The organism is Halobacillus campisalis (assembly GCF_030345335.1).
GTDB lineage: Bacteria > Bacillota > Bacilli > Bacillales > Halobacillaceae > Halobacillus_A > Halobacillus_A campisalis.
On the sequence record NZ_JAPVRC010000002.1, the window covers coordinates 133,100 to 145,272 of the forward strand.

A 12,173-nucleotide genomic window follows, 5' to 3' on the forward strand; every position below is an offset into this window, starting at 1 on the left:
AATAAAGAAGGGTTTCTAAGCAATAGTGTTCCTATTGTCTGAAGTCCTTTCATTCCATTACAACACGAGGAGGAACTGAATATGAGTGAAACATATGATATTGTCATCGTTGGAGGCGGTAGTGCAGGTTCTGTACTTGGCGACCGTCTAAGTGAGGACGGGAAAAAGAGTGTTCTTGTTTTAGAGGCAGGACGCCGTGATTATGCATGGGATCTATTAATTCAAATGCCGGCAGCTTTGCCGTTTCCCGCAGGCAAAAGCCTTTATGATTGGAAGTACGAATCAGACCCTGAGCCATATATGAATGGACGCCGAATTAAGCATGCCCGAGGAAAGCTGCTTGGAGGATCCAGTTCAATTAACGGTATGATTTACCAACGCGGAAATCCGCTGGACTATGAACGCTGGGGAGCCGATGAAGGAATGGAAACGTGGGACTTTAAGCACTGCCTTCCTTATTTCAAACGCTTAGAGAATGCTATTGAATCACCAGATGATGATCTTCGCGGCCACGACGGACCTATCAAGTTGGAACGCGGGCCAGCAACTAATCCATTATTCCAAGCCTTCTTTAACTCAGGTGTAGAAGCTGGTTACTCAAGAACCCCTGATGTGAATGGTTTTCGTCAGGAGGGCTTCGGACCGTTTGACAAGCATGTATATAAAGGACAGCGCTTGTCAGCTTCACGTGCCTATCTGCATCCGGCAATGAAGCGTAAGAACCTGACGGTGAGAACTCGTGCTTTCGTTCAGAGTATCGACTTCGAGGGTACTCGAGCTAAAGGATTGACATATCAACGCAACGGAAAAACTCATCAAGTTAAAGCGGGTGAAGTTATACTTTCAGGCGGTGCCATCAACACGCCGCAGCTGCTTCAACTGTCAGGAGTGGGAGATGCCAAACACCTTCGCTCACTTGGTATTGAACCAGTCGTTGACCTTCCAGGTGTAGGAGAGAACCTCCAGGACCACCTCGAAGTTTATATCCAGCACGCATGTCCGCTTCCTGTTTCCGAACAGCCTAACTTAAATAAAGTGCGCATGCCTTGGATTGGTTTACAGTGGATGTTTGGACGCACTGGCCCGGCCGCGACCAATCATTTTGAAGGCGGAGGTTTCGTTCGTTCAAACGAGGACGTCGACTACCCGAACTTGATGTATCATTTCCTTCCGGTAGCAGTACGGTACGATGGCCAAAAAGCTCCGACGGATCATGGATTCCAAGTCCATGTCGGCCCTATGTATTCCGATGCCCGTGGATCATTGAAGATACGCTCAAAAGATCCTAAAGAGCACCCAAGCATGGTCTATAACTACCTTTCTACTGAACAGGATAAACGCGAGTGGGTAGAAGCGGTCAGAGTAACCCGTAAGATTATGGAGCAGCCAGCTATGAAACCTTACAATGCAGGGGAAATTTCTCCTGGTCCTACTGTTCAAACAGATGAAGAGATTTTGGATTGGGTGAAAGAAGATGCTGAGACGGCACTTCATCCATCTTGTACGGCAAAAATGGGACCTGCTTCAGACCGCATGTCTGTCGTAGATCCTAAATCTATGAAAGTGCACGGACTCGACAACGTACGAGTGGTCGATGCTTCTGCCATGCCTTATGTTACGAACGGCAATATCCATGCACCTGTGTTGATGTTGGCAGAAAAGGCAGCAGACCTCATCCTTGGTCGTAAACCGCTGGACCCAATTGATGCTGACTTCTATCGTCATGGAGTACATCCAGCCGATGCTGGCACAGTAAATAAATAACATTTTCTATGGAAGGCCTCTGTCAAAGTGTATTTGCTCTTGAAGCGTACATTTAATTTGAGGCCTTCTTTTTTTGTCGGTGATTTTATCGAGAAAGGGTTGATGATTAACACTGACTATATGCTTTTTTCTAGTGTATAATGTCACTAATATGTTGAAAGATCAAGCATCATTTAGGCGATTTCAATTCTAATGTAAAAGTGGAAGGTGAATAATAATGGCCAAGAAACGGATCGTCGTCAAAATAGGCAGCAGCTCTTTAACAAATATAAATGGTGGATTAAGCAATGTGAAGCTGCGCGAGCACGTCGATGCGCTTGCACGTTTAAAGAAGCTTGGCCATGAGGTGATATTGATATCATCCGGAGCCGTTGCAGCTGGATTTACAGACATTGGCTATTCCGTGCGTCCTGTAACAATTGCCGGTAAGCAAGCAGCCGCGGCCGTTGGGCAAGGTCAGTTATTAAGAGGTTATACAGAAGGTTTTAAAAGACATGGAGTTGTGGCAGCACAATTACTGTTAACGAGACAGAATTTCCTGTACAAAGAGCAATATCAAAATGCACATGCCACCTTATCTGAACTATTAAAGCGTAAAGTAACGCCGATTATTAATGAAAATGATTCCGTAGCAGTTGATGAATTAACCTTTGGCGATAATGACATGTTATCAGCACTTGTTAGTGGTCTTGTACATGCAGATTTATTAATCATACTCACAGATATCAACGGGATTTATGATCAAAATCCACGGACTCATCCAAATGCACAACGGTATAACTTTCTTCATAAGATTGATGATCACTTAGTAAATGGTACTTCTGAAGCTGGTTCGAAAGTAGGCACCGGAGGCATGAAATCAAAAGTAGAGGCAGCACGTACAGCATTACGTTTAGGAGTGAAAGTATTTATTGGATCAGGGACAGGGGAAGAAAAACTTGTCGATATTCTAGTTGGGGAAGGGGACGGAACTTATATCGGCGGTCGCTCGCTGGCAAGTATGAATAATTCCAAACAGTGGCTGGCCTTGCATTCCATTCCAAGTGGGAAGATTGAAATTGACCAGGGTGCTGAAATTGCTATCGTAAGAAATGGAAAAAGTCTCTTACCTGCTGGTGTCACTAACATTATGGGTAACTTTAAAATAAATGATGTCGTTGAGGTGGTTAACTTAGAAGGACAGCTCATTGGGAAAGGCAGTGTTAATTTTTCTTCTCATCAGTTGTTAGAAATTAAGGGGTTATCAAGCACAGAGGCCATGTTCAAAGCTAATAGTGATCAAAAGGTTGTTATTCACCGGGATTATTGGGTAAATCATTGATTCTTTACCAAATGTAAAACAAAAAAATGAATTTCCTATAATCTGACCTATCAGAAGACCGGCGTGAGATCACCGGTGGACTAACAGCAGTGCCTTCCTGCCATCCCCATCAGGAGCATGGAAAAACGTCTGTCCACACTCTATCTTCATGGGGGACATCCAGCTGAAAAGGCATAGTAACTAAATAACGTTATCCATGAGAGGACCTCTTTCAAAGTGTAATTGCTCTTGAAGCGTACATGTATGATCGAGTGTCTTCTTTTTTCTGGAAAAGCGTTTAATTATTATCTTTTATGCTTTCAATGAAAGGCAAGTGAATATTCAGTTTTTATTTAGCTGTAACCTAACCTCTAATGAACATCCTTAATTTCTTCCTCCAGCTTCAATTAATAGAGAAGTGTGGGTGTTATTAAGAGTAGGGGATGAAAGTTTTTAATTTTTTAATTTATTTCGGAAAATGCATTGACATTTTATGCAAAGTAGGTAGAATAGTCATTGACATTGAAAATCATTTTCATTTAAAAAATCTACATATGAGGTGAGCTAATAATGAAGAAGTTATTTTTATTCAGTTTTCTCTTGTTTGCAGCAATTGCTTTAGCAGCATGCGGAAATAATGAGGAAGAAAATTCTGGTTCTTCTGATTCTGAGGGTAACGAAGAGTCTACTAACGAGGAGTCAGAAGCAAACGAAGAGGCTGAAGGCGGAGAAATCAATCTATACACTGGTCGTCACTATGATACAGACCAGGAGCTATATGATCAGTTTACTGAAGAAACTGGCATTGAAGTAAATGTCATTGAAGGAAAAGACGATGAACTGATCGCAAGAATGGAACGTGAAGGTAAAGCTTCTGAAGCCGATCTATTAATTACGGCTGATGCAGGACGTCTTCACCGTGCTAAATCCGATGACCTTTTACAAGAAGTTGATAGTGAAGTTCTAAATGAGAATATCCCGGAGAACCTTCGCGATGAAGAGAACGAATGGTTCGGACTCACAAAACGTGCACGTGTTATTGTTTATAACGAAGAAACGGTGAACCCTGACGATATTCAAAGTTATAGCGACTTAACGAAAGATGAGTGGGAAGATAAAGTACTCATCCGCTCTTCTGAAAACATATATAACCAGTCTCTTGTAGCATCTATGATCGCACAAGATGGCGAGGAAGCTGCGAAAGAATGGGCTCAAGGTATCGTTGATAACATGGCCCGCGACCCACAAGGTGGAGATCGTGACCAGGCTAAAGGGATTGCTGCTGGCGAAGGTGATGTAGCTGTCATGAACACGTATTACCTCGGCCAAATGCTTAATTCTGAAGACGAAGAAGAAGTGGAAGTTGCTGAACAGCTAGGTGTTATCTTCCCTGATCAAGAAGGTAACGGTACACACGTTAATATCAGCGGTATAGGCCTGGCGGCTAGCAGTCAAAACACAGAAGAAGCACAGCAGTTTATGGAGTTCTTAACAGAAGAATCAGCACAAGAACAATTTGCAGATGCTAACTATGAATACCCAGTTAATGAGAACGTAGAACCTACTGAAGTTTTACAGGAGTGGGGCGAGTTTGAAGAACAAGACATCAATCTAAGTGAACTTGGTGAAAACAACGGAGAAGCCATTCAAATTATGAACGAAGTGGGTTGGAAATAATCCTCTTCCCCTGTGCCGCCCCTCAAAACGAGGGCGGCATTTGGTGTATATACAATAAAGTATTTAACCTGTTATGATTAGACGGTACGCTTTTTATTCAGGTTTTTAAAAGGACGTGTCCGTTTTGAAGCTGTTTCGAAAACTACCGGGATATATGAACGCATGGACCTTACTGACCATGATCATCGTTGTTCTCATTTTACTGCCAAACATCACTATTTTAATTAGCTTTTTCACTGAAGAAGCAGAAAATTGGGCACATATCCAGGAGTTTATCCTTCCTAACTTAATAAAAAATACAAGCTTATTAATTATATTCACCGGGTTCTTAGCCATCATGATAGGAACCAGTTTAGCTTGGCTCGTCTCTGCTTATGACTTTCCCTTTAAAAATTTCTTTAAATGGGGGCTGATCCTGCCATTAGCGATTCCACCTTATATTGCTGGATATACGTATAATGGCATCTTAAACTATACAGGTGTGATTCAGAAGACACTGCGAAACACTTGGGGAATTGAAGTTAATCAAAAATACTTTGATATCCTTAACCTCCCTGGTGCCGTGTTCATCTTCACGTTATTTCTTTTTCCTTACGTGTTTATGATCACTCGCGGATTCCTGCAAAATCAATCAGCTTCTTTGGTTGAAAATGCACGATTGCTCGGACGAGGGCCACTCTCTATATTTTTCCGCGTTGTCTTACCTATTTCACGGGGAGCTATCGTAGGAGGAGGCAGCCTAGTATTACTTGAGGTTTTAAATGATTACGGAGTCGTTCAATACTTTGGAGTTCCCACCTTTAGTACTGCTATTTTTCAAACATGGTTTGGGATGGGAGACCTTAATGCAGCTATTAAGCTCTCAGCAACTTTAATGTTTATTGTCTTCTTCATTCTAGTCCTTGAGAAATTCCTGAGAGGGCGAAAGAAATACAGTTACACGACGACAAAAGTTCGCCCTCTTAAACCTATTAAGCTTACAAAAAGAAAAGCTTGGACAGCCTTTAGCTATTGCGCAATCATTTTCGCACTTGGTTTTCTTATTCCATTTATACAGCTCATCGCCTGGATGTTCTTAACCTTTGAGAAAATGATGTCTTCTACATTTATTGAACTCGTTTGGAATTCCCTGTTTGTGTCGCTCGTTGGGGCGGCGATGATTACCGTGTTCGCTGTCATCATCGCAAACTTTGCCCGTATGCACCAGAGCTTTATCTCCAAAGCCCCCGCACGAGTAACTATTTTAGGGTATTCTATCCCCGGTGCTGTGATTGCCGTTGGTATAAGTACCGTCTTTATTGAAATTGATAATCTGCTATTTAATTTTTATGAAATGGCTGGACTCGATGCATCCTTATTTATCAGTACAAGCCTATTCATGTTAATATCAGCTTATGTGATTCGTTTTCTTGCCGTTGGATTTAATTCGATCGAAGCAGGATTCGATAAAGTCGGAAATAAATTCACAGAAGCCTCACGCATGCTGGGGTTGAACGTGACGAAGACATTTTTTAAAGTGGATCTGCTCATGATTAAAGGACCACTCATCAGCGGATTTATTCTAGCGTTTATTGAAATAATAAAAGAATTGCCTCTTACATTGATTCTAAGGCCATTCAACTTTGACACACTATCAACGAAAGCCTACCAATACGCGAGTGATGAACAAATTCACGAAGCCTCGCTCGCTTCTATTATTATTGTTGTTGTCAGCGCGATTGCCATCTACATCTTTCACAAAGTTCTAGAAAAGGAGCCACGTTAACATGTTCATTCAAATTGAAAACCTGTGCTTTAAGTATCAGAACTCCAGCGAAAATACGATCGATTGCTTTAATCTAGCAATTGACCAGGGCGAAATCATTTCCATCCTCGGAGAAAGCGGAAGTGGAAAAAGTACCGTACTTCGCCTGCTTTGCGGTCTCGAAACCCCTACTTGCGGAACCATTAAGATAAACGAACACACGATGACTGACGACCGCCATTTCGTTCTCCCAGAGCGACGCGGCATCGGCATGGTCTTCCAGGATTACGCCCTTTTCCCGCATATGACCGTAGCCGAAAACATTCAGTTCGGGTTAAAAGGGCATGGACGTAAAGCTAAAAGAGAGCGCACAGAAGAAGTCTTAGAGCTTGTGAACATGACCAGTCTTATGAAACGTTACCCACATGAGCTAAGCGGCGGCCAGCAGCAGCGTGTCGCCCTCGCACGGGCGCTCGCTCCAAAACCTGCCCTGCTCCTGCTTGATGAACCGTTCAGTAACCTTGATGCGGATTTACAAATCAAGATTCGCGGAGAGTTAAAAGACATCATTAAGAAGACGGGAACAACTTCTATCTTTGTCACACATGACCGGGAAGATGCTCGTGCCATCGCCGATCGTATCATTACGATGCGTGACGGGGCGGCATATGATTGGGAGTCCATTTGTACGCTGCGTGAAGAAGAACAGCAGCAACAGCCGAAGCTAGTTAAAGTGAAAGGATAGTTCTTTTGAATTCTGAGATATAGACAGGTTTGAAATTTAACTTTGCAGTTTGACTGTGGCTACGTGTTTTCAGCATTTGGGTTCGTATGGGTTAATTTAACCGCATAAAACTTGTCAAGGAATCATACAACAGACGAATAGTTAGCAAGCATTTACGAGCAACAAGAAAAACTCCGATGAAGCTGAATGGAGGTTCCGCTTCATCGGAGTTTTGTGTGCATTTATTTAGCGAGTCTCCTTAATAGAGACCGCATAAAGAAGCAGCTTTCTCCTTTCAAAAGTTTGTTCAACTAAATTGTTCAATGGGGGCACGTCAGATGTTTAGAGAAATAGTAACTGGCTTTCATGATCTTATTCATTAATAGAATCATAGTGTTTGATTTCTATATTTTTAAAAATGGCTTCGCCGCCTTCAGAAAAAAGAGTGATTCCTTCATCTTCGAGTGGAGGAAAGGCTTGATTGGAGTGGGCTACTTTTCCATCATCAATAAACACTTCTACACTAGTCTTATCGACTAATACCTTCAAATGAACTTCTTTTTGATTTTCATCAAAAGGAGCCTGGCTTTCTATCAGTTCATGATCCTTATCGGGCTGTTCTGTTGAACTGCGATTGACGTAGGAGTATTGCTTTTCTGGTGAAATACCAACGTCAATGTGGCGGGATTGGTCTTCTGACTCACGAAGTCTTAAACCTGTGTTCTCCAGGTCATCCCAAGAGATATCTGCCTCCAGCTGATAAGCTGTTCCTGTTGCTTCAAGCGTTTCTGATCCATCGACCTCTATCCTTTCAAATGAATCGACAGAGCTTGTTAATTGATCTAGTTCTTCTTTAGGTTGAGACGTGAGGTAATACTTTTCGTTTTCACTTTTCTTAAGTTCAATTTGACGTACAATGGAATCTAATCCGTTAAATCCTTCTGCCATCGTTGGCGTCTCGTCTGCGTACTTCCAGTTGTTCATCCATGCTAATGCATAGCGGTGATTAAGCTTATCCTCGCTTTCCCCATCTTCAAAAGTTACACCGCCATACCAGTCAAACCCGTAATCGAGCCATTCGGGTTCCTCATGGTCGGGGAAGAATTCGTTTCCATTGAAATCGCCGACCCAGTAAGCGTACGTATTCGGTTTATCGATGGCCTTGCCATTTGCACTAACGCCGAGTACCCACTTTACAGATCCATCATCCGCCCGCATCATATAGAGATCCGGACATTCAATTAAGCCGATATCATCGGTTTGAAACCCTCCGGTATAACTCCAGTCTTTTAAGTTGTCCGATTCATAGAAGCCGACCTTCGTTTCTTCTGCCATAAGCATAACCCATTTTTCACTTTGGTCATCCCAAGTAATTTTAGGGTCTCTGAAGGCTTCGGTTCCAGGGTTCTCTAAAACTGGTTCGTCACTGTAAGATGTGAAGTTTTGTCCGTCATCGGTACTGTGCCATAGGTATTGCTCCTGATCGCCATCAGCGGAAGGCTGGGTGAGGACAGCCACTACGGCATCTTTTCCGAAGCCGGCTGTGTTGTCCGTATCAACGACGACAGATCCGGACCATGGATCGCCATTTTCATTAGTGTATTTAGGGATGGCCACGCCTTCATCTTCCCATTGAACTAAATCCTCTGACGTTGCGTGTCTCCATTCCGTGCCATTGCCATCCGGGTAGTCTCCGTTATAAAGGTAATAGTAATGATACTCTCCGTTAAAATAAATCGGACGCTGAGGATCGTTTTTCCAATGATCGGGTGAAGTGAAATGATAGTTGGCGCGATAAGAATCATCAACAACTTCTGTTTGTGCCGGCTCTTCCTCTTCAGTGGCGAGAGTGAGAAGCAGTACAACAGCTCCTGTTATTAGAAAAAGACCTAGGAATGAGCATACTGTCCAAATTCTGGGTGCATGAGTAAAAGCTTCTTTCATTATGTTGTTCACCCCTTTCTTTGCTGTACTAAAAAGAAAATGCCAATGAATCATTGGCATTTTCCGTTTTTATTCGTCTACTGTAATTTGACCTTGTTCAAGAATGCTATCTTCTACAACTGAAGATTTCTTGCTATTAAGGTCTAACTTAAAGCTTGGAGAGAACGTTGATTTTTCATCTTCAAAATATCCTCTGTTGGTCATGTAGCTAGTTATAACTACTTCGTCAGTATTCTCTTGAGGGATCGCATAGTGTGCGTAGTTCCACGTTACATCATATGGATCCAGGTCCTGATGAAGGACAATTCCTGTTTTGTTCATTGGCTTAAATTCGCCATCTAATGAATTCGCTACATAACCAAGCATGTAGATGTCTTCATCATCAATGCCGTCAATTGTCATCTTAGATCCACGGGCACTTGTAAACAAGTACCACTTGCCGTCTTTTTTGAAAATGTTCGGACGTTCAATTTCATCCGTTACAGTGTTAGAAGCAATTAGAGGATCTTTTACTTCTTTTAATGTGTAATCATCGTTAATCTCGATGATCCCGATGGCGCCGTTCGCAAGCTCAGCAAAGTCTCTTTGCGGGCTTTCCAAAAGCTTGTCTTTTTCGTCCTGGAAGTATTTATTGCTGTTACTGTAGTACGCACGGTTGTACAGAGACTCTTCTCCAGAGTAGCCGAATTCTGTCCCAGTATTCGCTTCAAACACGAGGTACTTACTACCATCTTCCTCAATGTAATGAGGGTCTCTAAATGTGTGATTCTCATTCCAATCAATTTCGCCATTACCGAAGGCTTGCTGTACGTTTTGATAAACGGATCCGTCTCCGCCTTCAAAAATGGACTTATGGTCTTCTACGCCGTCTACATTTAGTGTACCGGCTTCTGGCTCAGATACGTTTACTTGAGCAGTTGTGAGTGTCTGCTTACCGTAAAGCTCTTTATCTAAGTTAAATTCTGTGCGGTTCGTATAGAATAAGCGAACTTCGCCGTCAGAAGTAAAGGTAGCTGAACCAGACCATTCTTCTGATTGATCTTTTAAGTATTCATCGTCTGCTAAGTATTTATCTTCGTCGTCAAATACACGGCCTGCGTTCTTCCAATCATCAATGGATTTGTCGTCTGCATCCTTATAGAACATGTAAATGAAGGTGTCGTTAGGGTTATCAGGGTCACCGGCTAATCCGAATAAGATGTGATAACCGTTGTATTCTGCTACAGTTCCGTCTGCGTTCTGAAGCGGCCATGTGTCCCAAACGTCCATCACGATTTCGTTACCGTTCTCATCTGTTTTTGTAGCTGAAGGGATATTTTCAATCGTTGATGCATCGAATTCAGGTACAGTAAAGTCTGAATTACCGTGCTGGTTAATCATATCGGATACATCGGAGCGTGTGATATGAGAGATTCCGTAGTCTTCATTGTGATCCTTGGCATCCTTTGGTGCCGCTTGTGCTAATAATCCGTCACCTCCTGCTAAAATTGCTGTGCTAAGCGTAACTATTGTTGCTTGTTTGGCCAGCCTTTTAAAATTCATATGCTTCCTCCTCTTGTTTTTTGGTGAAGTCTTTTTCGTCAGCTTCACCGTTGTACAATTAAAAGTATAGGGGAGGGGAGGTTGATCTGGATATGGAGGATATTGATTGGAATTTCGTCTTGAATTGATATATAGGAGATTCGTTATGTTTGAGGGAAGAGGGAGAGAGAAAAGTCCCGGTAAACGACTCACTGAGCCTCCTTCCAGGACTTTTGATATTCCTGAAGCAATTGATCACGGGTCATCTGATTTTTAATATAAAGCTGTGTAGCGGAACCGAATTCTTCTCTTGCGCCGACTGGAAGATTAAACCAGTTCGAAGACATCGTCTGCCCTTCTTCATAATACTCCATGGTTTGCTCGGCAAGGGGGCCTGAATCATCCGACTCAATATGCTTAAAGGCTGGAATAAACTTCAAGCGTTCCGTCATGTACCTCTTTCCTTCTTCAGATGAAACCATCCAGTTTAGAAATTTTTTGGCTTCTTTTTTCTTTTCGTCGGTCGTTTGTTTGTTGACGACCCAATAGCTCGGTGTGTTAACGACTAAGGCTTCTTTATCAGGCTCGTCATTTATAGGGATCGGGAGAATACCTATGCTCATATTCGGGGAGCGCTGATCAATCATCGGCTGTATCCAGTTCCCTTGTAGAATCATCGCAGCTTCTCCCGCCGCAAATGTATTTACTTCCATACTGTAATCCGTGGAAAGCGGATCATCACTTCCATACTCTAACGTGACATCGATCAATTGGAGGAGTTCCTTAAACTTTGGGTTGTTAGAAATCGTGTCTGTTCCTTTGTTTAAGCCTTTTATAAAAGCCGCAGGATCTTCTTGCTGGGCGAAAGCGATATTCATCAAGTGGTCACCCAATTTCCATTTTTCATAATATCCTGTGGCAAACGGGGTAATCCCTGCTTGCTGCAATTTTTCTGAAACGGCTTTTAATTCATTCAGCGTAGAAGGCAAGGAATCAATGCCGGCTTCCTTAAACAATTCTTTGTTATAGATGAATCCGTATCCTTCCAAGTTCATCGGCATGCCATAGATGCTGCCATTGAATGTCATAGGAGTTAATGTCTCTTCATAAGCATCGTCCACCCATGGTTGATCAGAAAGGTCTTCTAAATACTCACTCCATACTCTGGCGCTTTCATACCCGGAATTGGTGAAGATATCAGGTCCATTGCCAGCGGCCAATTGGGCTTTAAGGTCGGAGAAATCATCCATTGCTCCACCGACCGTATGGACCTCTATATTTATATTTGGATGTTCCTTTTCATAAGCCTGGACCATTTGCTCAAACGGCGAGGCAATTTCTACTTTCGGATTTCGTACGTTTAATGTAATTTCCTCATCGTCCATTGTGGTTTCTTTTGTCTCTGTTTCTGTCTTTTTCTGGCATGCGGAAAGGGGCAGGCTCAGTGCTCCGATTAAACATATAATTACGATCTCTTTTTTCATTCCGTCACCTGTCCT

The 12,173-nt window shown here is 42.6% G+C and carries 8 protein-coding genes; 5 read left to right on the forward strand and 3 right to left on the reverse strand.

The features are described from left to right. Positions 1-81: 81 nt before the first annotated feature. The 5 genes from betA to O2Q26_RS05000 all read left to right on the forward strand — a co-directional run bounded on the left by betA (position 82) and on the right by O2Q26_RS05000 (position 7,230). Entirely contained in the window at positions 82-1,764 is a 1,683-nt protein-coding gene (betA, locus tag O2Q26_RS04980) for a choline dehydrogenase (RefSeq protein WP_289214841.1), read from the forward strand. A gap of 217 nt (positions 1,765-1,981) precedes the next feature. Further along, positions 1,982-3,085: a glutamate 5-kinase gene (proB, locus tag O2Q26_RS04985; RefSeq protein ID WP_289214842.1), complete on the forward strand. Its 1,104-nt coding sequence runs from the start codon at positions 1,982-1,984 to the stop codon at positions 3,083-3,085. A gap of 549 nt (positions 3,086-3,634) precedes the next feature. After that, entirely contained in the window at positions 3,635-4,741 is a 1,107-nt protein-coding gene (locus tag O2Q26_RS04990) for a Fe(3+) ABC transporter substrate-binding protein (protein ID WP_289214843.1), read from the forward strand. A gap of 154 nt (positions 4,742-4,895) precedes the next feature. Further along, positions 4,896-6,506, forward strand: coding sequence for an ABC transporter permease (locus tag O2Q26_RS04995; protein WP_289215309.1), 1,611 nt, complete (start codon positions 4,896-4,898; stop codon positions 6,504-6,506). Position 6,507: 1 nt separating this feature from the next. Beyond that, positions 6,508-7,230 carry an ABC transporter ATP-binding protein gene (locus tag O2Q26_RS05000; RefSeq protein ID WP_289214844.1) on the forward strand — a complete coding sequence of 241 codons (723 nt, stop codon included), beginning with the start codon at positions 6,508-6,510 and terminating at the stop codon, positions 7,228-7,230. A 351-nt stretch (positions 7,231-7,581) separates the two neighbouring features. On the opposite strand, the gene O2Q26_RS05005 is transcribed toward O2Q26_RS05000, so the two are convergent. The 3 genes from O2Q26_RS05005 to O2Q26_RS05015 all read right to left on the reverse strand — a co-directional run bounded on the left by O2Q26_RS05005 (position 7,582) and on the right by O2Q26_RS05015 (position 12,158). Next, positions 7,582-9,153, reverse strand: coding sequence for a glycoside hydrolase family 32 protein (locus tag O2Q26_RS05005; RefSeq protein WP_289214845.1), 1,572 nt, complete (start codon positions 9,151-9,153; stop codon positions 7,582-7,584). 69 nt (positions 9,154-9,222) lie between these two features. Beyond that, the gene (locus tag O2Q26_RS05010) at positions 9,223-10,695 is read right to left on the reverse strand and encodes a glycoside hydrolase family 68 protein (RefSeq protein WP_289214846.1); all 1,473 of its coding nucleotides are present in this window, start codon (positions 10,693-10,695) and stop codon (positions 9,223-9,225) included. A gap of 188 nt (positions 10,696-10,883) precedes the next feature. Further along, positions 10,884-12,158 (reverse strand): ABC transporter substrate-binding protein, encoded by a 1,275-nt coding sequence (locus O2Q26_RS05015; RefSeq protein WP_289214847.1) that lies wholly within the window; start codon positions 12,156-12,158, stop codon positions 10,884-10,886. Between the last annotated feature and the right edge of the window lie 15 nt (positions 12,159-12,173).

Excerpts from the sequence above, each read along its gene's own strand:
- O2Q26_RS05000 (WP_289214844.1), top strand. The coding sequence starts at position 6,508 with ATGTTCATTCAAATTGAAAACCTGTGCTTTAAGTATCAGAACTCCAGC.
- betA (WP_289214841.1), top strand. The coding sequence starts at position 82 with ATGAGTGAAACATATGATATTGTCATCGTTGGAGGCGGTAGTGCAGGT.
- O2Q26_RS04995 (WP_289215309.1), top strand. The coding sequence starts at position 4,896 with ATGAACGCATGGACCTTACTGACCATGATCATCGTTGTTCTCATTTTA.
- proB (WP_289214842.1), top strand. The coding sequence starts at position 1,982 with ATGGCCAAGAAACGGATCGTCGTCAAAATAGGCAGCAGCTCTTTAACA.
- O2Q26_RS05005 (WP_289214845.1), bottom strand. The coding sequence starts at position 9,153 with ATGAAAGAAGCTTTTACTCATGCACCCAGAATTTGGACAGTATGCTCA.
- O2Q26_RS05015 (WP_289214847.1), bottom strand. The coding sequence starts at position 12,158 with ATGAAAAAAGAGATCGTAATTATATGTTTAATCGGAGCACTGAGCCTG.
- O2Q26_RS04990 (WP_289214843.1), top strand. The coding sequence starts at position 3,635 with ATGAAGAAGTTATTTTTATTCAGTTTTCTCTTGTTTGCAGCAATTGCT.
- O2Q26_RS05010 (WP_289214846.1), bottom strand. The coding sequence starts at position 10,695 with ATGAATTTTAAAAGGCTGGCCAAACAAGCAACAATAGTTACGCTTAGC.